General features: G+C 63.0%; 20 protein-coding genes. 3 read left to right on the forward strand and 17 right to left on the reverse strand.

The features are described 5' to 3' along the window. Window positions 1–6: 6 nt before the first annotated feature. The 7 genes from GJV37_RS24300 to plsB form a co-directional block, all read right to left on the reverse strand. The gene (locus GJV37_RS24300; protein WP_246228431.1) at window positions 7–1,176 is read right to left on the reverse strand and encodes a lipopolysaccharide biosynthesis protein; all 1,170 of its coding nucleotides are present in this window, start codon (window positions 1,174–1,176) and stop codon (window positions 7–9) included. Window positions 1,177–1,401: 225 nt separating this feature from the next. Further along, window positions 1,402–1,899: a transcription/translation regulatory transformer protein RfaH gene (gene rfaH, locus GJV37_RS24305; protein ID WP_169887311.1), complete on the reverse strand. Its 498-nt coding sequence runs from the start codon at window positions 1,897–1,899 to the stop codon at window positions 1,402–1,404. Window positions 1,900–1,935: 36 nt separating this feature from the next. Continuing rightward, on the reverse strand, window positions 1,936–4,173 hold the full coding sequence (locus GJV37_RS24310; RefSeq protein WP_024766722.1) for a polysaccharide biosynthesis tyrosine autokinase: 2,238 nt from the start codon (window positions 4,171–4,173) through the stop codon (window positions 1,936–1,938). Window positions 4,174–4,192: 19 nt separating this feature from the next. After that, window positions 4,193–4,639: a low molecular weight protein-tyrosine-phosphatase gene (locus GJV37_RS24315; RefSeq protein ID WP_193453010.1), complete on the reverse strand. Its 447-nt coding sequence runs from the start codon at window positions 4,637–4,639 to the stop codon at window positions 4,193–4,195. Window positions 4,640–4,964: 325 nt separating this feature from the next. Continuing rightward, window positions 4,965–6,017, reverse strand: a complete 1,053-nt coding sequence (locus GJV37_RS24320; protein WP_024766720.1) for a glycosyltransferase family 4 protein — start codon at window positions 6,015–6,017, stop codon at window positions 4,965–4,967. 149 nt (window positions 6,018–6,166) lie between these two features. Further along, window positions 6,167–6,613: a low molecular weight protein-tyrosine-phosphatase gene (locus GJV37_RS24325; protein ID WP_024766719.1), complete on the reverse strand. Its 447-nt coding sequence runs from the start codon at window positions 6,611–6,613 to the stop codon at window positions 6,167–6,169. Window positions 6,614–6,703: 90 nt separating this feature from the next. Next, window positions 6,704–9,214, reverse strand: coding sequence for a glycerol-3-phosphate 1-O-acyltransferase PlsB (gene plsB / locus GJV37_RS24330; protein ID WP_193453011.1), 2,511 nt, complete (start codon window positions 9,212–9,214; stop codon window positions 6,704–6,706). A 170-nt stretch (window positions 9,215–9,384) separates the two neighbouring features. On the opposite strand from plsB, the gene GJV37_RS24335 reads away from it, so the two are divergent. Beyond that, window positions 9,385–9,828, forward strand: coding sequence for a YMGG-like glycine zipper-containing protein (locus GJV37_RS24335; protein WP_024766717.1), 444 nt, complete (start codon window positions 9,385–9,387; stop codon window positions 9,826–9,828). A gap of 574 nt (window positions 9,829–10,402) precedes the next feature. Further along, the gene (locus GJV37_RS24340; protein ID WP_015476243.1) at window positions 10,403–10,612 is read left to right on the forward strand and encodes a cold-shock protein; all 210 of its coding nucleotides are present in this window, start codon (window positions 10,403–10,405) and stop codon (window positions 10,610–10,612) included. A 69-nt stretch (window positions 10,613–10,681) separates the two neighbouring features. On the opposite strand, the gene GJV37_RS24345 is transcribed toward GJV37_RS24340, so the two are convergent. The 5 genes from GJV37_RS24345 to GJV37_RS24365 all read right to left on the reverse strand — a co-directional run bounded on the left by GJV37_RS24345 (window position 10,682) and on the right by GJV37_RS24365 (window position 15,936). Then, window positions 10,682–11,053 carry a hypothetical protein gene (locus GJV37_RS24345; RefSeq protein WP_024766716.1) on the reverse strand — a complete coding sequence of 124 codons (372 nt, stop codon included), beginning with the start codon at window positions 11,051–11,053 and terminating at the stop codon, window positions 10,682–10,684. Window positions 11,054–11,063: 10 nt separating this feature from the next. Further along, window positions 11,064–11,873, reverse strand: a complete 810-nt coding sequence (locus tag GJV37_RS24350; protein ID WP_024766715.1) for a putative RNA methyltransferase — start codon at window positions 11,871–11,873, stop codon at window positions 11,064–11,066. Further along, entirely contained in the window at window positions 11,873–12,052 is a 180-nt protein-coding gene (locus tag GJV37_RS24355; RefSeq protein ID WP_024766714.1) for a hypothetical protein, read from the reverse strand. The genes GJV37_RS24350 and GJV37_RS24355 overlap by 1 nt, the downstream gene beginning before the upstream one ends. Next, complete coding sequence (gene dapE, locus GJV37_RS24360; protein ID WP_193453012.1) at window positions 12,049–13,206, reverse strand: succinyl-diaminopimelate desuccinylase; 1,158 nt, start codon at window positions 13,204–13,206, stop codon at window positions 12,049–12,051. The genes GJV37_RS24355 and dapE overlap by 4 nt, the downstream gene beginning before the upstream one ends. 132 nt (window positions 13,207–13,338) lie before the next feature. Next, window positions 13,339–15,936, reverse strand: coding sequence for a glycosyltransferase (locus GJV37_RS24365; protein WP_193453013.1), 2,598 nt, complete (start codon window positions 15,934–15,936; stop codon window positions 13,339–13,341). 284 nt (window positions 15,937–16,220) lie between these two features. On the opposite strand from GJV37_RS24365, the gene tcdA reads away from it, so the two are divergent. After that, entirely contained in the window at window positions 16,221–17,027 is an 807-nt protein-coding gene (tcdA, locus tag GJV37_RS24370) for a tRNA cyclic N6-threonylcarbamoyladenosine(37) synthase TcdA (protein WP_024766092.1), read from the forward strand. A gap of 112 nt (window positions 17,028–17,139) precedes the next feature. Here tcdA and GJV37_RS24375 read toward each other — a convergent pair whose 3' ends face one another. The 5 genes from GJV37_RS24375 to GJV37_RS24395 form a co-directional block, all read right to left on the reverse strand. Further along, entirely contained in the window at window positions 17,140–17,547 is a 408-nt protein-coding gene (locus tag GJV37_RS24375) for a SufE family protein (RefSeq protein ID WP_024766091.1), read from the reverse strand. Next, a complete protein-coding gene (locus tag GJV37_RS24380) occupies window positions 17,544–18,749 on the reverse strand; it encodes an aminotransferase class V-fold PLP-dependent enzyme (RefSeq protein ID WP_193453014.1) in 1,206 nt (401 codons plus the stop codon). Before GJV37_RS24380 ends, GJV37_RS24375 begins: the two co-directional genes overlap by 4 nt. Window positions 18,750–18,843: 94 nt before the next feature. Beyond that, complete coding sequence (gene dapD / locus GJV37_RS24385) at window positions 18,844–19,878, reverse strand: 2,3,4,5-tetrahydropyridine-2,6-dicarboxylate N-succinyltransferase (RefSeq protein WP_065084548.1); 1,035 nt, start codon at window positions 19,876–19,878, stop codon at window positions 18,844–18,846. Window positions 19,879–19,920: 42 nt separating this feature from the next. Beyond that, window positions 19,921–20,547 (reverse strand): LysE family translocator, encoded by a 627-nt coding sequence (locus GJV37_RS24390; protein ID WP_193453015.1) that lies wholly within the window; start codon window positions 20,545–20,547, stop codon window positions 19,921–19,923. An 11-nt stretch (window positions 20,548–20,558) separates the two neighbouring features. Further along, window positions 20,559–20,909 (reverse strand): ArsC family reductase, encoded by a 351-nt coding sequence (locus GJV37_RS24395; RefSeq protein WP_024766089.1) that lies wholly within the window; start codon window positions 20,907–20,909, stop codon window positions 20,559–20,561. Window positions 20,910–20,954: the final 45 nt, after the last annotated feature.

The raw sequence follows: 20,954 nt of genomic DNA on the forward strand, positions 1-20,954 counted from the left end.
TATTGCCTATTTAATAAAATAAATGAACGGGTTGTAGTCGCGCGGGGTAAGTAGATAGAAGCTCAGGGTTTTTATGATCAGGATGATGAGGAAAGCTATACATAAACTGATCGGAACTGCCATGTACGAGAGAAGCGATGAGAGCACCCAGGTGCTCAGCAGGAATACGGGGCATCCGATAATGTGGCTTAGGATGATGGCGCGATCTTTCCCTTGAGCGTAAAGGCAGTAGTGGGGAATCATGCTAAATGCGTAAAGCAGAATACTGGATAAAGACCAGTAGAAGAGGTCGCTGTTTTCGGAGTAGAACGGCTTTCCAATCAAGCTGAGCGCTGGATTGAGTAGTACCGCCGCAGCCAACGCCATTGCAGATGAGAATAGGATTGTCTGGATAAGAAGATTTCGCGACTGGGCCCGAAACCGGACCGAGTCACCTTCGTTATAGGACCTTATGAGTTCGGGGTAGATGAATGAAAAAACCCCTGCATCCAGAAAGGATAGTAGGGCGCTGCTCATTCCCATGAACAAAACGTAGGCGCCCAGTATTTCGAGGTTCGCAAGCGCTTGTATCCAGTACCGATCGAACGTGAATACTCCGCGGATGGCAAGAGTGGCTACCAGGAAAGGGAGTGCGACCTTGATGCCTTTGATGATCCAGTGCCAATCGACCTTTTCTCGCCAGCCATGTATTTCCAGTTGTCGCAATTTGACAGTGCTGAGGGCTATTGCCAGTAGATCGCCAATGACCCAGAGGAGTAGGACACTGTCAAGGTTCTTGAAGCTCGGGTAGAACGTCATCAGCAGGATGACAGCCAATGGCCAGGATCCGCTACGAATAAATAGGTTGAGACTGGCGGCGTGTTGCTGTGATAAAGCGATTAATAATCTACCAAGCTCTTGATTTACATGTTCAAGAATGAGTAGCGCAAAGAACCAGATTGCCAGCTTCCAAGGGAGAAGTTTTTCTGAAAATATAAGAAGCAGTAGCGGTAAAAATATAGCGTACAGAATAACCGTCATGGTTATCTGGCTTTTCAGCATGCCGCCAAAGCCTCTCTCGCTACTTTTTGAAATTTCGCGGGTTGTATAGGTGTAGAAATCCAATCCAACAAGATAGAGCGAATAGGCAATGGTGGCGGTTAGTAGCCCATAGAGTCCAAGTTCGTTGGCAGTCAAGAGGCGGGCGAGAAAAAAATCAGGAGGAATTTGCTTGCCAATGTCGCACTGCGAAGGGCGAGATTGCCTATTCTGGATAATGGGATTTTCGGCATGTAAAGTATTCAGGCACGCTACCGCCCCAGGATTTTTCGTTCAGCTCCTGAGACGTTTAGGCCATGTTGTATATCTATTTGCAAAATGCAGATAAATACTGGGGTGGTTAATAAATATTCAGGCCAGCTATCAGTCGGCCTTACTAAAGCTGCGAGTAGAAACACTGACTTGCACTTCTCGTTGTAGAAGATTAAGTAGCAACAACACTCGCTCGGTGCCGTCTTTCGCGATAAATATGGCTTCCATGCTTTTGGTGCCGGACCAGTCGACTACGACTCTGTCTCCAGGCTGTAATTCATGCTCCAGTGGTTGATCACGAAGTCGAAGGTGCCCAATGATGTGGTCGGGAACGGGTAGCGGATTGGGGCCGAACCGAACGATTTGGCTGACGCCCCGTGTCGAGCGAATCGGCATCCAGTTGTCTTGCAAGGTGTCCAGTTCGATGAACAGGTAGCCAGGAAAAAGTGCTTCCTCTTGGCGGACCCATTGGCCATTCCGCAGCCGTTCAATCTCGTGGGTGGGCAGCAGGCACTCATACCCCTGGTGTTGCAGATGTTCGAGTGCACGAAAGCCCTGCTTGGGTTTGCACTGAACGAGGTACCAACGTTTTTCCGCTGTAGCTTGCATGTCTCTCTCCCCTTGCGGGGTATGGCTCATGGGCAGTCAGGACTTGTCCGATAGGTACTCGTACTGATAGTTGCTGTAAGCGCCATTCCCGTAGTAGTCCGCTGCGCGGCGCATCACGCCGTTGAGAATGGCTCCTTTGAGCTGGATTCCATTCTGCGCGAAGCGGCGAATAGTCAGTTCGATCTCGCGCGGGGCGTTCTTGCCGAAGCGAGTGACGATCATGCTGGTGCCTGCCTGGTGTCCAACGATGGCGGCGTCGGTAACGGCGAGCAGGGGAGGAGTGTCCAGGATGATGAGGTCGAAGGCGTTGCTCGCGGTTTCCAACAGGTTGGTGAAGTTCGAATGCATCAGCAGTTCGGAGGGATTCGGGGGAATCGCACCGCGCGAGATGAAGTAGAGGTTTTCCACGTTGGTCTGCTGCACTGCCTGTTCGAAGCTGCAGCGGCGAATGAGCAGGTCCGAAAGGCCGGACTTCTCGCTTACGCCCAGTGTCTTGTGTAAATAGCCCTTGCGCATGTCGACATCGATCAGCAGTACACGCTGTCCGGTCTGGGCGATCACGGCAGCCAGGTTTGAGCTGACGAAGGACTTGCCAACATCCGGGCTTGGGCCGGAGATCATCAGGCGGTTGTCGCCGGACTCCAGCATGGCGAAGTGCAAGCTGGTGCGCAGGCTGCGCAGGGACTCGATAGCCAGGTCAGTCGGATGGCTTGTCGCGAGCAGGGGGGCGGCAGCACGGCTGTCTTTCTTGCCGCCACGGCGTTCGTCTTCCGCGGATTTGTGCAACACGCTGAACGGAACGGAGGCGTAGACCGGCAGGCCCAGTTGTTCGATGGCATCTACCGTTTCGATGCCGCGGTTCAGGGCTTTGCGCAGCAGCACCAGGGCGATGGCGGTAAACAGGCCGAGCAGGGTGGCGATTGCAACGATCAATGCCTTTTTCGGTTTCACCGGCTTGGTGGTGTCGACATCGGCGCTATCGATGACACGCACATTGCCCACCGCGCCTGCGCGCACTACGTCGAGCTCCTGGCTCTTGTTCAGCAGTTGCGTGTAGATGGTGGTGCTGACCTCGACATCGCGAGTCAGGCGCAGCAGGTCCTGCTGGGTTTCCGGCAGGCCTTCGACGCGCTTGGACAGGCCATTCTGCTTGGCGGTAAGTTCGCCGATCTGCTTGGCCAGGGCCTGGTACGCCGGGTGCTGGCGGGTGAACTTGCGGTCCATTTCCGCCTGCTGCAATTTCAGCTCGGAGATGCTGGTGTCCAAGGCGACGCTCTGGTCGAGCAGGGCTTTGGTTTCCAGGCTGATATCGGCGGACTTGGCCTTGGTCTGGTAGCTGCTCAGGGCATTTTCGGCCGTTTCCAGATCACGCCGCACTTCAGGCAGTTGGCCACGGAGGAACTCGAGGCTGGACGCGGCTTCCGCCGACGCACGTTGAACGTTCTGGCGGACGTACTGCTGGCTGATTTCATCGAGAACAGCCAATGCGCGCGCGGAGTCGTCGTCGTCCAGCGACAGGTCGATGATGCCGGACTCCTTGCCGGTCTCCGAGACCTTCAGGGCGTCCTGATAGTCCAGGATGGTGCTCAGCCGCCGGTGTTTGATGACGCGAAAGCGCGTGCCGGGATTGGCGCGCAGGCCCTGGACCTGAAGCTTGATGCCTTGCTGGTCATAGGCTTGCCCGACTACACCGTCTACGAGCAGGTTGTCGTCATCGTCGAACAGTTGGAATCTGCCGTTCTCCCCGGCAATCAGCGTGAGCTTGTCTTCCAGCAGGGCGTCGGGGACTTCCAGCTGGAATATCTCCAGCGATTCACCTCCCCAGGCAAAACGGCTCATGCCCAGAACGGGGGCTGCCACTTCGCCGGGCTGCGTCGGCTGATAATGGCGTTGCATGAAGCTGCCGATTACCGGGAACTCCGACGGCTGGACGTCGATATCCAGGTGCAGCGTGTCCACGGCCTTGCCGATGACATTGCGCGAGGTCAGCAACTGGATCTCCGTCACGGCGGGTGACTGAGGACCGCCGAGCATATCGCTCATTTCCGTCAGGCCCGGAATGCCGGGTGTTTTCTGCTCTACCTGGATGGTGGCGGAGGCTCGGTAGATTGGCGTGGCCAGCACGGCATAGGCGGCACCGGCCAGCAGGAAGCCAGCGGTGATGCCTGCGATCATCCATTTGTGGTCGAGCAACGTGCCGAACAGAGCCAGCAGGTCGATTTCGTCATCGTCACTGACGGCCGGCTGAATGGCCGGCGCTTGAGGGTATTGCATAAGGGGCTTCTTGATGGATTCAGCGTTGAGGTTGAAGGCGTCGGGACCAGGCATCTACGCCTTCCTCGATCAAGGCGTAGGCATGCTCGAACGCTGCCGTTCCGCGGCGGTACGGGTCCGGAATTTCGCGCTCGCTCTGCCATTTACCGAGCAGGAAGGTCTTGCCACGGGATACCGGTGATAGCCGGATGACGTCCTGCAGGTGCCGGTGCTCCATGACGAGCACCAGATCGGATGCCAGCAGGATCTGCGGTGTCAGTTGGCGAGCCTGATGCTCCTGTGGTTGATGGCCGTGGCGCTGCAGGGTGTCGAGGGCGTGGCGCTCGAGAGGGTGGCCGACGAAGGCAGTCAGACCGGCGGAGCTGACCCTGATGCCCGTGCCGCCCAGGTTGCGCCGCAGCAAATGCTCACCTGTTGGGCTGCGGCAGATGTTGCCTGCGCAGATAACCAGTACATTGTTGAACACGCTGACCACCGCTACGTTTATAGATCGCTACCTATGGGGCGCGAAAATTAAGCTTCGGGGACAGGTGATTCAATGCGGTTTCCTACCGTTTTGTGGGTTTGGGAATTATCTGAGGAGGGTTAAAGGGAATCCCTTCAAAAGGGGGGTAGTGGCAGACGATTCTGGTGGCGCAATGCCGCTCTCACCAGTTCGCCGATTGATCCAGTGCGGTTATCTGAGCGCATGGGAATGTGGGGGAGTTGAAAGATGATTTGCGCGTGCGGAGGGGAAGCGGAGTTTATGGGGGTTGAGGGAGGGAGCCTGCCCTTCGGGGCAGGACTGAGAGTCAGTTGGCGGCCAGTCGCTGGACTGGGCTTGGTGGGGTGAAGCGAGCGTAGAGGTTCTCCAGCGAAGACTGCAACTGTTCGCCGCAGTGCAAGCTCTGGATGCTGTGGCTGTTGCGGATCAGGTCGGCCTGCACGAGCGGGTCGCCCTGGGCAAAGGCCAGGACTTGCCTTTTTGCCTCTGCTAGATCCCGCGCGGTGGATAGTCCTTCGGCGACAAAGGGACCGATGCGCCGCAGTGCGATGGGCAGGTCGAGTTTCGCTGCTTCCAGCACTGAAATCGGAAATCCGTCCCACGCGGCAGTGTGGAAGTAGAGGTCCAGCCCCTGCATGTGTGCGATGACTTCAGCGCGTGGGCGCCATCCCGTCACTTCGATACCGGCGTGCTCCAGTTCCGCCATGGCGCGAGCATCGCCTCCGCCAATCCATTTGAAGTGGGCGATTTCCCGGCAGCTTTCGGCCATGGCGCGGAAGTATTCATGGCCCTTCTGCCGGCTGATACGCCCGACCATGCCAACCACAGGCTTGCTGGTGAGGCTGCGAACTGTCGGCACCTCCGGCAGTTCGTCGCAAACATTGACCAGCCCCAGGGTATGCCCCGGTTCGATCAGTTCCCCGGCAATGCGTTGTTCATCCATGCCGCAGCCGGCGATCACTGCGGTGCGCCGTGCCAGCAGCGACTCGATGGCGCGGTAGGCCTTCAGCATCAAGGGATGATCGCCACGCAGGAAGGCGAAACCGTGCGGGGTGTAGACGATCTTCTGCGCCGGGATGAACGGCAAGGCGCGGATCAGCGCGCCGGCGTAGGTGCTGTGCAGGTGGATGACGTCCGGCTGTATGCGATCGATGTAGGGCTTCACCCGCGCCAGGCTGGAAAGCCGGCGCGGCACCAGTTCCATGTGCTTGAACAGGCCCTGACTTTCCTCACCGGTGGTATCGCCCTTGCGCACCGAGGCGAGCAGGTAGTGCTCATGCTGCTGGGAGTTGAGGATGTAGGAGTTGATGGCCGAGGTGACGCCGCCGCCGAAGGACTCGGTGATGTGCAGGATCTTCATAAAGCGATGTAGGCCCCTGGAAAATTACTTGTCGTAACTGGGAGACCAAACAGCTGGATATGGTCTTGCTGGGCTAGAGCGTAGCCTTTTTCAACAGTGCAATGTAAGGATTTCTGACGCTTTTTTCGGATGGCGAATAAGTCGCCAAATTACCGGCGAGCTCGCACGCGACCGATCCACGGGGCGACCGCCGATTCGATCAGCGAGTACGCGCGTTCGAAGGCTTCCGGGCCTTTGCGGTAAGGGTCCGGGATCTCCTGATCGGTCTGCCATTTGCCCAATAGGAAGGTTTTGCCGCGGGCCTCAGGTGCCAGGCGAATCACGCTGTCGATCTGCGATTGCTCCATGACCAGGATGAGATTGGCCTCATGGATCATCTCGGCGTTGAGCTGGCGGGCTCGGTGAGGTTGGGGGTGGTGACCGTGGCGGCGGAGGATGGCGAGGGCGGTATTGTCGATGGGGTGGCCGACCAGCGCGCTGAGCCCGGCGGAGGCCACGGCGATATTGGTGCCCTGCAGGGATTCGCGCAGCAGGTGTTCGGCGATTGGGCTTCGGCAGATATTGCCGACGCAGACGATCAGAATCCTGTTGAACACGTTGAGCGTCCCTGACCGCGACCGATAATCGTCAGAAATCTATCGGTCGTGGTGCAGGGGCGTCAAGCCGCCGTCAGAGGGCAGCAGGGCTCAGCTCTGGCTGGCGGGCGGCTGCTCGGCGGGAGCGGTTTCTTCCTGGGGCGGGCGCTCCAGGGCGACCTGGCGGATGGATAGGCGAATTTCCGCTGGCAGCACGCGCTTGGCGGCTCCCTCGGCCAGTTCGCCGAGCAGTTCGTGGTAGCTCAGCTTGCCGTTCTCGTCCCTGCGCAGCACGCCTTCGTCCAGCAGGGTCTGGATGAAGTGACGGAACAGGCTCTTGTCGAAGAACTCCGGGGCATTGAGGCCATGGAGGACCGACAGGCGCTGGGCCATCACGGTGCAGAGGTTTTCCAGTTCCTCGGCGGTGAGCTGCTTCTGTCCGGCGTTGAGCACCAGCGATATGGACATGTAGAAGCGCTGCAGGGTCTGGGTGATGGCGCGGGCCAGCAGGGTCAGCAGCACATACTGTCGCGAGCTGGGCGCCGGACGGATGAAGGTGTCGTTCTCCTGTTTGAGCAGTTCGCTGGCGACCATGGCCTGCAGCCACTGGTCGACCACCGCGTCCAGCTCGTCCAGGCTCCAGCGGATGAACAGCTCGGCCTGCAGGTACGGGTACAGCGCGCGGGTGTAGCGCAGGAGCTGTTCCCGACTGATTCGGCCACTGTTCTGGAAGAAGCTGGCGATCAGCGCCGGCAGGGCAAAGATGTGCAGGACGTTGTTGCGGTAGTAGGTCATCAGTACCGCGTTTTGTTCATCGAGGTAGCAGATGCGGCCGAGGGCGTCCTTCTGCTCGCTGAGCAGGTTCATGCTCTTCACGTACTCGATCAACTGCTGCCCGTCGCCCTCGGGCAGTGTGGCGCTGGGCGAGTAGGGCACCTTGTGCAGCAGGTCGAGGTAGAGGTCGATCACCCGCGCCAGGGCGGTTTCGTCCAGTGCCAGCCGGGTAGTGGATAGCAGTGCCAGTGCCACCAGGTTTACCGGGTTGATCGCGGCAGCATCGTTGAGATGGCGGGCGACGTCGCGGGCCAGGTGGTTGGTGGTCTCCGACAGCCAGGCTGGGCGGTATTCCGGCCCCAGCTCCTGTTGGCGCCAATCCGGTTGTTGCTGGTCGAGGAAGCGGTCGAGGTGAATCGGCTCGCCGAAGTTCACCCAGACTTGACCGAAGCGCTGCTTGAGTGCGCCGATGACCTTGAAGATATCGAATATCGACTCCTTCTTCTTCGCCGCTCCTCGCAGTTCACCCAGGTAGGTGCGGCCTTCGAGCACGCGCTCGTAGCCGATGTACACGGGGACGAAGACGATGGGACGGCGCGAGTCACGGAGGAAGCTGCGCAGGGTGATCGCCAGCATGCCGGTGCGCGGGTGCAGCATGCGCCCGGTGCGGGAGCGGCCGCCCTCGACGAAGTACTCGGTGGAGAAGCCACGGCTGAACAGGGTGTGCAGGTATTCGTTGAACACCGCGGTGTACAGCTGGTTGCCCTTGAAGCTGCGGCGCATGAAGAAGGCCCCGCCGCGACGCAGGATAGAGCCCACCACCGGCATGTTGAGGTTGATGCCGGCGGCGATGTGCGGCGGGGTCAGGCCGTTGCGGAACAGCAGGTAGGACAGCAGCAGGTAGTCGATGTGGCTGCGATGGCAGGGCACGTAGACGATCTCGTGACCCTGGGCGACTTCCTGGACGCGCTCGATGTGGTTGACCTTCACGCCCTCGTAGAGCTTGTTCCAGAACCAGGTCAGGGTCACTTCGAGGAAGCGGATCACCGGGTAGGAGACATCGGCGGCGATCTCGTTGGCATAACGCAGGGCGGCGGCTTCAGCCTTTTCCTGGGAAATCTTCTGGGTTTCGCATTCTTCCTGGATCGCCTGGCGCACCAGCGGCGCACGCAACAGGCCCTTGACCAGGTTTCGGCGGTGGGAGAGGTCAGGGCCGATCACTGCGGTCTTCTGGTTGCGGAAGTGCACGCGCAGGATGCGCTGGACCATGCGCAGGGTGCGTTCGTGGCCCTTGTTCTGCTCCACCAGTTCGCGCAGATGGATGGGGGCTGAAAACTGCACGCGGGTCTTGCGGCCGAGGATGAGGATGCGCGCCAGCTTGCGCAGTCGGCCAGTGACGGCCCAGTTGTCGGCGAACAGCAGCTTCCAAGCGCTCTTTTCGCTGTCCGGCGATTGGCCCCAGAACACGCTGACCGGGACGATCTGCGCATCGTCGATGCCGTTCTGGCCGATGGCGCCGAGCATGCGCACCAACGCTGGCGGGGCGCCGCGTTTGTCCTGGCGACCCAGCCAGTCGGGCTCGGGGGTCAGGTAGAAGAAGGCGGCGGGTTCGATGGATTCACCCACTGCCACCGGCATGACCGGGCGCGGCAGGCCGGCCTTGCGGCATTCGGTATCCACCACGGCGAGGTCGCTCACCGAGGGCTGCTGCAGGACGTACAGGACCGGTTTGCTGCGGTCGATCTTCAGGCTGAAGGACGACTGGTTGATGGTTTCCGAGCGCACCCAGAGGTAAAGCAGGCGGCGCAGGGCACCGAAACCGAAGCGGCGGAACGGGTAACGAGGCATACAGGCCCTATGGCTGGCAGAAATAAAACGAGCGATTGCTCAGACCGGCTAGTTTGCCGGATTAGGCCCCCGCCAGCAAAGCCGCGAGCGCTTGGTCGGAGTTGCGCGGATGCCCCGTGGGTAGCGGCTATCCTGCCCTTTGAGGGATGAACTTCTAGGGAGGTTCCGCGATGCGTGCGCTTACCTTGGGATGCCTGCTGGCGTTTTGCGCCGCGCTGCCTGCCCAGGCCCAGACAGTGGTTCCGCTCAAAGGGCAGAGCAGTCAGCAGATGCAGCAGGATATGGCCGATTGCAACGCGGCGGCGGCCAGCAGTTCCAGTTCCGATCCGCATGTCGGCGGACGGGTTCGCGGTGCGGCGAAGGGCGCGGCGGCCGGAGCCGTCGGCGCAGAAGTGCGCGGGCAGCAGCACGACGAACTCTACGACCGCGCCAGCGACGATGCCAAACAGCAGTACCGGCAGAACCGTGCCGGCGAAGTGGCGGCTGCCGGTGCGGCGGTCGGTGGCATGCGGCAGCGCCAGGAGCGTCGGCAGGATCGGCGTACCCAGAGTTCGGCAAGTGCCAGCGCCTATGGCGGTTGTATGCAGGGCCGGGGTTATCAGGTCAGTCCCTGAATTGCGGCGGTGGGTAGCCGTGACATAAAGAAACGCGATGGTGCACGGCCTGTCCGCAGTTTGATGTGCGAAGGAGAGTTCTGCGGGATATCTCCATCGACTTGGATGAAGAACGGATCGCCTATTCAGCAGCGGAATAGTCGGGCATATCGTCGCAGCGGCAACTGGAGCGCCGGCTGATCCGTTGTCTGAAAGATTTTTCGGAAGCTCGCTCAAGCGGACGAGCGGGAACGAAACTACCCGCCGCAAATGCGTGAAAGTGCGAAAAGGTCCACGTTCGAAACACTTTCGTTACGCGTGGTAACGAGCACCAAAATGGCTCTGCAGGCCCCGAAAAATGGCACTTTGTCCTGTTTGGTCATAGGGGCGCGGAGGGGATGAAAAAGTGCTTTTCAGCTGTAACTTTTGATTTATATACTCGGGAGCGCTGTCGCCCGTCGGCGTTATTCGAATTACCTTCCTACGTGCCATTCGGTGCGGGTTGGATGATAAGGAAAGCGTTCAGCCGGCGACTGCCGAAGTCCTCATTCCCGGGGGCCATCCAAAAATAATAGGCAAGTTGGAGAGTGTGGTAATGGCTGATCGTGAGGTCGGAACCGTCAAGTGGTTCAATGACGCCAAAGGTTATGGATTCATTCAACGCGATAGCGGTCCGGACGTTTTCGTTCACTACCGTGCCATTCGTGGCGATGGTCACCGCTCCCTGGTCGAAGGCCAGAAAGTGGAGTTCTCGGTGATCCAGGGTCAGAAAGGCCTCCAGGCGGAAGACGTCGCCAAGGTCTGAGCCCCCGAAAAAACAAAGGCCCGTCCATTGGACGGGCCTTTGTTTTTACAGCCTTGCGCAAGCCAGCGTTCAGCCTGTGCGCCAGGTGATTTCCTCGACGCCCGCGGCGGTCACTTTCAGCCAGCGGTCCGCGTCTTCCTCGCCCTGATCCTCGCTCCAACTGCCTGGTGCACAGCGCACTTCCACGTCCAGCGCGGCGCAGGCATCGCGGGCACAGGCGGCGTCGTCGTCCCATGGCGTACGGTCACTTTCGAGGAACAGGCTGTTCCACTTGCCCACGGCTTTCGGCAGCCAGGTCGCAGGGATGCCACCGGCGGTGCACTTGAGGGTTTCGCCCTGTTTGCGCCATTCGCTGCAAGGGCCAAGTGCCTTTTCCAGCCAGGCGCTGACGGCGGCCTGGTCGGCATCCTTGATGTAGATCTCGATATCCGGTTGGCGCATGGCGTCCTCGTCAGGGTTCTTGGCGTTGCAGCCAATCGTAGCGTACCGCGACCGTCACCTCGAAGGGCTCGGCGAGGATGCGTTCGCGTCGCTCGGCGTTGACCCGCCAGCCGTGGGGCGTCATCGCCAGCAGGTGCTCGCGGGCTTCGCGGGTTTCCAGCGGCAGCCTGAAGCTCAGTTGTTCGGTGTGCGCCAGCTTCAGTTCTTCAGGCAGATCGACGAGGTGCTTGTCTTCGACGTATTCGCGCACTTCGTCGTACAGGCGTTCGCGCAGTTCCAGCAGGTGGTCGCGTGCCGGGCCCAGGCGCAGCACGCCGCCTCCGGGAGTCAGCAGGCGTGTGGCTTCCTTCCAGTCGATCGGGCTGAACACGCTGGCCAGCAACTGGCAGGAAGCATCGGCCAGCGGCACGCGGGCCATGCTGGCGACCATCCAGGTCAGTTGCGGGGCGCGCTTGCACGCGCGTTTCACGGCTTCGCGGGAGATGTCCAGGGCATAGCCGTCGGCCTGGGGCAGGGCTTCGCCCAGCTGCGCGGTGTAGTAACCCTCGCCGCAGCCGATATCCAGCCAGCGACCGGGAGCCCGCTCGGCAGCGAGTTCGGCCAGGTGCCTGGCCAGCGGTGCATAGTGCCCGGCGCCGAGGAAATAGCGGCGCGCCTCGACCATGGCGGCGTTATCGCCTGGATCGAGACTCTTCTTGTGCTGCACCGGCAGCAGGTTCAGGTAGCCCTGGCGTGCGCGGTCGAAGCGGTGCCCGGCGGGGCAGGCCACGCCGTTGTCGGCTTCGGTGAGTGCCTCGCGGCACAGCGGACAGATCAGCATCACTTCTTCCCCGGTCCCAGCGGCTGCGGCAGGTCGTTGCGCAGCACGGTGGGCAGCGAGCGGCGGCGCTGGGCAATCTGGTACACGCGCAAGGAATAGCGGCGCTCGGCGGCTGGCGCGGGCGGCGGGGTGTCGGGCTGGATGGCGCCCAGGCAGAAGCCTTTGTTCGGTCCAGTCATGCCAGCAGTCGCACCAGGGTCTGGTAATAGATTTCGGTCAGCACATCGAGGTCGCTGGCCAGTACACGTTCGTCCACCTGGTGAATGGTGGCGTTCACAGGACCGAGTTCGACCACCTGGGTGCCCATGGTGGCGATGAAGCGGCCATCGGAGGTGCCGCCGGAGGTCGACGGCGTGGTCTCGCGGCCGGTGACTGCGCGGATCGCCGCCGCCACGCCATCGAGCAGCTCGCCGGGCTGGGTGAGGAAGGGCAGGCCGGACAGCGCCCAGTCGATGTGCCACTCCAGGCCGTGCTTGTCGAGGATCGCCGCGACGCGTTGCTGCAGGCCCTCCACGGTGGATTCGGTGGAGAAGCGGAAGTTGAAGATCACCTTCAGGTCGCCCGGAATCACGTTGGTCGCGCCGGTGCCGCCGTTGATGTTGGAGATCTGGAAGCTGGTCGGCGGGAAGTAGTCGTTGCCGTTGTCCCAGTGTTCGGCGGCGAGTTCGGCCAGGGCCGGGGCGGCGAGGTGGATCGGGTTCTTCGCCAGGTGCGGGTAGGCCACGTGGCCCTGCTTGCCGCGCACGGTCAGGGTGGCGCCGAGGGAGCCGCGGCGACCGTTCTTGACGATGTCGCCCACTAGGGTGGTGCTCGACGGCTCGCCGACGATGCACCAGTCCAGGCGCTCATTGCGGGCCTTGAGGCGCTCGACCACGGCCTTGGTGCCGTGATGGGCGGGACCTTCCTCGTCGCTGGTGATCAGGTAGGCGATGCTGCCGCGGTGGTCGGGGTGGTCGGCGATGAAGCGCTCGGTGGCGATGATCATCGACGCCAGGCTGCCTTTCATGTCCGCCGCGCCACGGCCGCAAAGCATGCCGTCGGCATCGATCAGAGCGTCGAACGGCTGGTGCTGCCAGGCCTGCTCGGGGCCGGTGGGGACGACGTCGGTGTGGCCGGCGAAGCACAGCACCGGGCCATTGGCGCCGTCGCGGCCCTGGCGCAGGGCCCAGAAGTTATCCACATCCTCGATGCGCATGGGCTCCAGGGCGAAGCCGCAGGCGTCCAGGCGCTGCATCATCAGCTGCTGGCAGTCGGCATCGACCGGTGTGACGGAGGGACGGCGAATCAGCTCGCAGGCGAGGGCCAGGGTCGGCGAGAGGGACATTGAGGGCATCCTGGGGGTGGAACGGAAAAAGGCGCCCATCTTAAAGCAAAAACGCCGGCGTTTGGCCGGCGTTCTCGGGAGCGGATCAGCGGTACGGTTCACCCAGCGGGAGCGAGCAGGCTCGCTCCCGCAGGCTTTGCATCAGTTGGCCGGCGCGACATCCGCTGCCGGCGCCTCCTGAGCCTTGGGCGCGGCGGACAGCAGCGCCATCACCAGTGCGGCGAGGTAGGGCAGCGACTGCACCAGCAGCATGGCCACCCAGAACATCATGTCGCGGCTCGGTACGCCCTGCACCAGCACGATGCCCAGTGCGGCGCCCCACAGCAGCAGCATGATGAAGACCTCCTCGCGCGCCTCTGCCAGTGCCACCAGCAGGCCGTGGTTGGAGGCCATCTTCGGCGTGCGGAAGAACGGGATGGTCTTGGTGAACGCCCCGTAGAGCACCGCCTTGGCGATGGTGTGCGACAGCGCAAGGCCTGCCACCGCCGCCTGGAACGAACGCAGGAGGTTGACGCCCACGGCACGGCGGTAGAGGAACATGATCTTGCCGAACTTGAAGAAGAACAGCGCCAGCGGCGGGATGGCGAAGATCAGCAGCGGCGGATCGACCCGCTTGGGCACGATGATCATCGCCGAGGACCAGAGCAGCGCGCCGACGGTGAAGAAGATGTTCATGCCGTCGGCGATCCACGGCAGCCAGCCGGCGATGAAGTGGTAGCGCTGGCCGAGGGTGAGCTTGCTGTCCTTGCCCTGGAACAGCGCGCGGGCGTGGCCCTTCATGATCTGGATGGCGCCATAGGCCCAGCGGAAGCGCTGCTTCTTGTAGTCGATGAAGGTGTCGGGCATCACGCCCTTGCCGAAGCTCTGGTGCGAGTAGGCGGCCGAATAGCCCTTCTCGAACACCCGCAGGCCCAGCTCGGCGTCCTCGCAGATGGTCCAGTCGGCCCACTTGAGTTCGTCCATCACGGTCCGGCGGATCATGGTCATGGTGCCGTGCTGGATGATCGCGTCGCGGTCGTTGCGGGTGACCATGCCAATGTGGAAGAAGCCCTTGTACTCGGCGTAGCAGAGCTTCTTGAAGACGTTTTCCTCGCCGTCGTGGTAGTCCTGTGGAGACTGCACCACGGCGATCTTCGGATCGCTGAAATGCGGCACCATCTGCTTGAGCCAGTTCGGCTCGACGCAGTAGTCGGCGTCGATCACCGCGACGACTTCGACGTCCGGCGCGGTGTGCGGCAGGATGTAGTTCAGCGCGCCGCCCTTGAAGCCGGCCAGGGGCGCGACGTGGAAGAAGCGGAAGCGCGGGCCGAGGACTTCGCAGTAGTCGCGCACCGGTTCCCAGACCGCCGGGTCCTTGGTGTTGTTGTCGATGATCAGGACTTCGAAATCCGGATAGTCGAGCCTGGAGAGCGCATCCAGGGTCTTCTTCATCATCTCCGGCGGTTCGTTGTAGCAGGGCACGTGCACCGAGACCTTGGGCCGATAGCCGGTATCGGTCAGCACTGGGTCGAACGGCCGGCGGCGCTTGCGCACCCACACGGTCTCGGCCAGTTCATGGGCCTCGGTGAGCAGGACGATGAATACGCCCAGCGCGCCGATGCCCAGCAGGCCGCCGACGGTCAGGCTGAACCAGGTGCTGTATTGCTGGCTGTAGTCGTAGGCGATCCACACCAGCACCGAGCCGCCAGCAAAGGCGACCACGGTGAGGAAGGTCCGCCCGCGCTGGCGCAGGGCGCTGCCGTCGATCATCAGCAGGGTCAGGGCAAGCAGCGCCATCACCACCGAGGCGACCGCCAGGGCGCGCCATTGCGGGATGTTCACCACCGGCCCGGTGAAGTTGAACTTGGGTTGGCGCTGGGCGTTATACACGCCCCAGTAGGCACCCACCGAGCCTTCGTCGCCGACTTTCCAGGGTTGGTCGAAGGCCTCAACGACGAAGTAGTTGTAGCCCCGCTTGTTCAGCGCATTGGTCAGCGTGCGCAGGTAGATGGCCTGGTCCGCCTGGGTGGCGTCGGCGGCGCCGCGCATGCGGCCGTTGCTCGGCCAGCCGACTTCGGCCAGCAGCAGCGGCTTGCGCGGGAACTTGGCGCGCAGCTCCTTGGCGCGCTCGAGGACGAACGGCACGGCGTTGTCCATCGGCGTGTATTCCCAGTACGGCAGCACGTGGGCGGCGATCAGGTCGACGTGCTTGGCCATCTCCGGGTATTTCTCGTAGATGTGCCATTGCTCGGCGGTCGTCACCGGCACCTTCACCGCCTTGCGCACGCGGTCCAGGTAGGCGGTGAGTTGCTCGACGGTGACCTCGCGGCGGAACAGCGCCTCGTTGCCGACGATGACCCGCACGACACTGCGCGAGTTGTTGGCGATCTCGATGCCGCGCTCGATTTCGGCCTCGTTCTCGGCTTCGTCCGGGCCGATCCAGATACCGAGGCTGACACGCATGCCGAGCTCTTCCGCCAGGCGCGGGATGTCGGCCAGTGAGCCCTTCACCGAGTAGGTGCGGATGTTGTCGGTGTTCCTGGAGACCAGTTCCAGGTCCGAGCGGATCTCATCGTCGCTGGGGAACTGGTCCTTCTGCGGATTCTGGTTCAGGCGGAAGGGCGAGAAGGAGAATCCGGAAATGCTTTCCGGCCAGTCGGGAACGCTGACCGGGCGGTTGTAGAGAGCCCAGAAGCCGGTGAAGAGTGCCGCGAGGGCGACGAAAACCACCAGGTTGAGGCCGAACTTGCGTGAAGACATGGTGCGATCGGGTTCCAAAGGGTGGAACGGGGAGGGGCCGGGACAGTCTCCGCGGGAGACTCTTCGGTCGGGGCGCATCCTACCCCGCACTCCGGGGGCTGTACAGGTTGCCGGCACCGTCCGCCGAGACGGCGAGCGTGGGTATTTTCCGACAGTTTAGAATGTGTGGCAGGCGCGTGGCTGAGACTGCGGCAATCCGGCTTTGTTGCACGCTCGCCAAGGCTGGTCGTTATGGGCGACCGGTCGTTATAGAATGCCGGCCGTTTCGATGCGAGGTGTGGGCGATGCAACTGGATGAACAGCGTTTCGGCGGAATCGCGCGGCTCTACGGCCGTGAGGGCCTGGAGCGTCTGGCGGCCAGCCATGTGGCGGTGGTCGGGATCGGCGGCGTGGGCTCCTGGGCGGCCGAGGCCCTGGCGCGTAGCGGCGTGGGCGAGATTTCCCTGTTCGATCTCGATGACGTCTGCGTCACCAACACCAATCGCCAAGTGCATGCGCTGGCCGGCGCCGTGGGCAAGCCCAAGGTCGAGGTCATGGCCGAGCGCCTGAAGGCAATCAATCCCGGCATCGTCGTACACGCTGTAGCCGATTTCGTTACTCGTGAAACCATGGCGGACTACATCACCCCGGAGCTGGATTGCGTGATCGACTGCATCGACAGCGTCGCCGCCAAGGCTGCGCTGATCGCCTGGTGCAAGCGCCGCAAGCTGCAGATCATCACCACCGGTGGCGCGGGCGGGCAGGTCGATCCGACGCAGATCCAGGTCGCCGACCTGAACAAGACGTTCAACGACCCGCTGGCCGCCAAGGTCCGTTCCATGCTGCGCCGCGACTACAACTTCTCGCGCACGCCGGGCCGGCATTACAGCGTGCAATGCGTGTTTTCCACCGAGCAACTGCGCTATCCCAAGCCGGACGGCACGGTGTGCCAGTCGAAGAGTTTCGTCGGCGAGGGCGTGAAGCTGGACTGCGCCGGCGGTTTCGGCGCGGTGATGATGGTCACGGCGACCTTCGGCATGGTCGCGGCGGCGCGGGCGGTGGACAAGATCGTCGCCGGGGCGCGGCGGCCTTCGGAGCGTTCCGCAGGCTAGGCGCCTTTGTAGGACTGAGGGGCGCCTAGCCCATGCTCGCGAACGCTTCGGCTGGATGCCTTGGTGTCGGGTGGGTTCGCGAGCAAGCTCGCTCCTACGAAAAAGCAGGTGCTCAGTCGCTGACCAGTTCCTGCATGCGCTTCAGGACTGCATTCAGGCCGTTGCTGCGCGACGGCGAGAGTTGCCGGCCCAGGCCCAGCCGATTGAACCAGTCGGGCAGGTCGATGGCAGACAGCTCGTCCACCGGCAAGCCTTCCACCCGTACCAGCAGCAACGCCAGCAACCCGCGCAGCAGGCGCGCATCGCTGTAGGCGCGGAAATACCAGCGGCCATCCCGCGAGTCAGCCAGCAGCCAGACGTTGCTCTCGCAGCCCTGCACGCGGTGCCCGTCGCTGCGCTCGGTTTCGCTCAACGGCTCCAGGCGTTCGCCCCATTGCATCAGCAGGCGTGCCCGTTGCTCCCAGCCCTGCAAGGCAGTGAAGGCCTGCAGCGCCTCGGCGGCTGCGGCGGGCAGGCTCATCGCAGCAACTCCAGGGCGCTGTCCAGAGCGATGAAGAAACGTTCCAGGTCGGCACTGTCGTTGTAGAGGCCAAGGGAGACCCGCAGGGCACCGGCCACGTCGAGGGTCTTCATCAGCGGCATGGCGCAGTGGTGCCCGGCGCGCACGGCAATGCCCTGTTCGGTGAGCAGATGGCCGAGGTCGGCCACATGTACGCCCTCGACCACGAAACTGGCCAGCGCCACTTCCGGTTCGCCCAGCACGCGCACGCCATCACGGGCGCGCAGGCCGGCGAGCAGGCGAGCGTGGAGGAAATCCTCGTGGGCGCTGACTTCGGCCCTGTCCTGGGCGGCCAGCCACTGCAGCGTGGCGCCCAGGGCGATCACCGGGCCGATGGGCGGGGTGCCGGCCTCGAAGCCCATCGGGGCGTTATGGAACTGTGCGTCGAAGTAGTCAGCAACGCGCACCATCTCGCCGCCGAATTGCCAGTGCGCCAGTCGCTCGAGCGACTCCGGGCGGCCCCAGAGCAGGCCGAGGCCTTCCGGGCCGTAAAGTTTGTGGCTGGAGCAGACATAGAAATCACAGCCGAGTGCCGACAGGTTGTGCCGGCCGTGGACAACGCCCTGGGCGCCATCCACCACGGTCAACGCGCCGTGCTGCCGAGCCATCTGCAACAGCTCCGGCAGCGGTTGCCAGGTGCCAAGCACGTTGGACAGCTGGCTGACGGCAAGCAGGCGCGTGCGCGGGCCGATCAGGCTGGCGGCGCGGTTCAGGTCGATGCGGCCGTCACTGTCCAGCGGCAGGATCACCAGTTTCAAGCCGCGACGCTTGGCCAGTTGCTGCCAGGGCAGCAGGTTGGCGTGGTGCTCCAGGGCGCTGACGACGATCTCGTCACCGCTGTGGAAGTCCGCCTCCAGTCCGTAGGCCAGCAGGTTCAGGGCTTCGGTGGCGCCACGGGTGAAGATGATCTGCGCCGGGCTGCCGCCATTGAGCCAGCTGGCGGCCAGGCTGCGGGTCGCTTCGAAGGCGCGGGTGGCGCGCTCGCCGGGCAGGTGCTGGGCACGGTGTACGTTGGCGGCGCCACTGGCGTAGTAGCCGGCGAGGGCGTCGATCATGGCGCGCGGCTTCTGCGCGGTGGCGGCGCTGTCGAGGTAGGTCTGGCCTTCGGCCTCGAAGGCGGCGAGGGCCGGGAAGTCGGAGCGCCAGGGTGAGGGAATGGACATGGGCGTGCGGCCGGTTGCGGAAAAAGTAAAACGGGGGCCGCAGCCCCCGCTTCTCCAAGCTTAGTGCGTACCCCGCATCTGCGGGGCGCCCAGCTTAGTTGTGTGCGTGCAGCGCTTCATTCAGCTCGATCGCGGTCTTGTTGGTCTTGCACTCGACTGCGCCGGTCTGGGAGTTGCGGCGGAACAGCAGGTCGGCCTGGCCGGCCAGGTCGCGGCCCTTGACCACTTTCACCAGGTTGTTCTGGTCGTCCAGCACGGCGATCTTGGTGCCGGCGGTGACGTACAGGCCGGCTTCGACGATGTTGCGGTCGCCCAGCGGGATGCCGATGCCGGCGTTGGCGCCGATCAGGCAGCCTTCGCCGACGCTGATGACGATGTTGCCGCCGCCGGACAGGGTGCCCATGGTGGAGCAGCCGCCGCCCAGGTCCGAGCCCTTGCCGACGAACACGCCCGCGGAGACGCGGCCTTCGATCATGCCCGGGCCTTGGGTGCCGGCGTTGAAGTTGACGAAGCCTTCGTGCATCACGGTGGTGCCTTCACCGATGTAGGCGCCCAGGCGTACGCGGGCGGTGTCGGCGATGCGCACGCCGGTCGGGACCACGTAGTCGGTCATCTTCGGGAACTTGTCGACGGAGAAGACTTCCAGCAGCTTGCCCTTCAGGCGCGCTTCCAGTTGCAGCTCGGCCAGTTCGGCCAGGTCGACGGCGCCCTGGTTGGTCCAGGCCACGTTCGGCAGCAGCGGGAAGATGCCGGTCAGGTTCAGGCCGTGCGGCTTGACCAGGCGATGGGACAGCAGGTGCAGCTTGAGGTACGCCTCGGGAGTGGAGCTGGGGGCGGCGTCTTCGGCCAGCAGGGTGGCGACCAGCGGCTTCTGGCTTTCGGCCAGGCGGTTGAGCAGCGCGGCCTGGGCAGCGTCGACGCTCTCGACGGCGTCGGCCAGCTGGTAGGCCTGGTGGGCGGTGAAGGCAATCGCCTGGTTGCCGCCTTCATAATTCAGCAGCGGGCTGATGGCTGCGACCAGTTCTGCGCTGGGGTTGAGCAGCGGCTGCGCGTAGAAGACTTCCAGCCAGTTGCCCTGGCGGTTCTGGGTGCCGACACCGAAAGCGATGCTGAACAGGGATTTCGACATGAGGGGGATTCCTTGAAAGAGATTCTCGAAGAATGAATTCGGTCAGGCCGGACGGCGACTGAGCAGCAGGCCCAGCCCGGCGCTGCCCAGCAGCGCGGCACAACCACGGTTGAACAGGCGCCGGGCGCGTGCACCGGCGAGCAGCTTGCCGAGGCGGACCCCGGCGAGCCCGTAAAGGGCGATGGCCAGCCATTCCAGCAGCAGGAAGGCTGCGCCGAGTTGGGTGAACTGCGCGCCCACGGCCTGGCGCGGATCGACGAACTGCGGCAGGAAAGCGGTGAAGATGAGGATCGCCTTGGGATTGCCGGCGGCCACCCAGAACTCCTGGCGGGCCAGGCGCCACAGGCTGGTGGCGGTAGCCGGGGCGCCATCGACGGACAGGTTCGCTGTCGGCGCGCGCCACAGCTGCACGGCCAGCCACAGCAGGTAACCGGCGCCCACCAACTTGATCGTCAGGAACAGCCAGGCCGAGGCCTGCAGTACCAGCGCCAGGCCGGAGGCGGCCAGGGCCAGCATGCCGGCGAAGGCGACCAGCCGTCCGCCACCGGCGAGGGTGGCGCGCAGCAGGCCGAAGCGCGCGGCATTGTTCAGCGAGAGCAGGTTGTTCGGTCCCGGCGCCAGGTTCAGGGCGAAGCAGGCGGGGAGGAACAGGGCCCAGGCGATGCTCATCGTCCTGCGACTCAGGCCAGGGCGGCGGCGTAGAGATCGGGCTTGAAGCCGACCAGGGTGCGATCACCCAGGTCCAGCACTGGGCGCTTGATCATCGACGGCTGCGCCACCATCAGTTCGATGGCCTTGGCCTGGTCGATATCGGCCTTCTGCGCGTCGTCGAGCTTGCGGAACGTGGTGCCGGCACGGTTCAGCACAGTCTCCCAGCCATGCTCGTTGCACCATTGCTCCAGGTGCGCGCGGTCTATTCCGCTAGTCTTGTAGTCGTGGAAGGCGTAGTCGACGCCATGTTCTTCCAGCCAGGTACGGGCCTTCTTCATGGTGTCGCAGGCTTTGATTCCATACAGCGTCCGCTCGCTCACGGGGCGCTACTCCTTTTCGATGCTTTTTTCAGGCGCGGGATTATG

Origin of the sequence: Pseudomonas nitroreducens, from assembly GCF_010994165.1 — a bacterium.
GTDB classification, from domain to species: domain Bacteria; phylum Pseudomonadota; class Gammaproteobacteria; order Pseudomonadales; family Pseudomonadaceae; genus Pseudomonas; species Pseudomonas nitroreducens.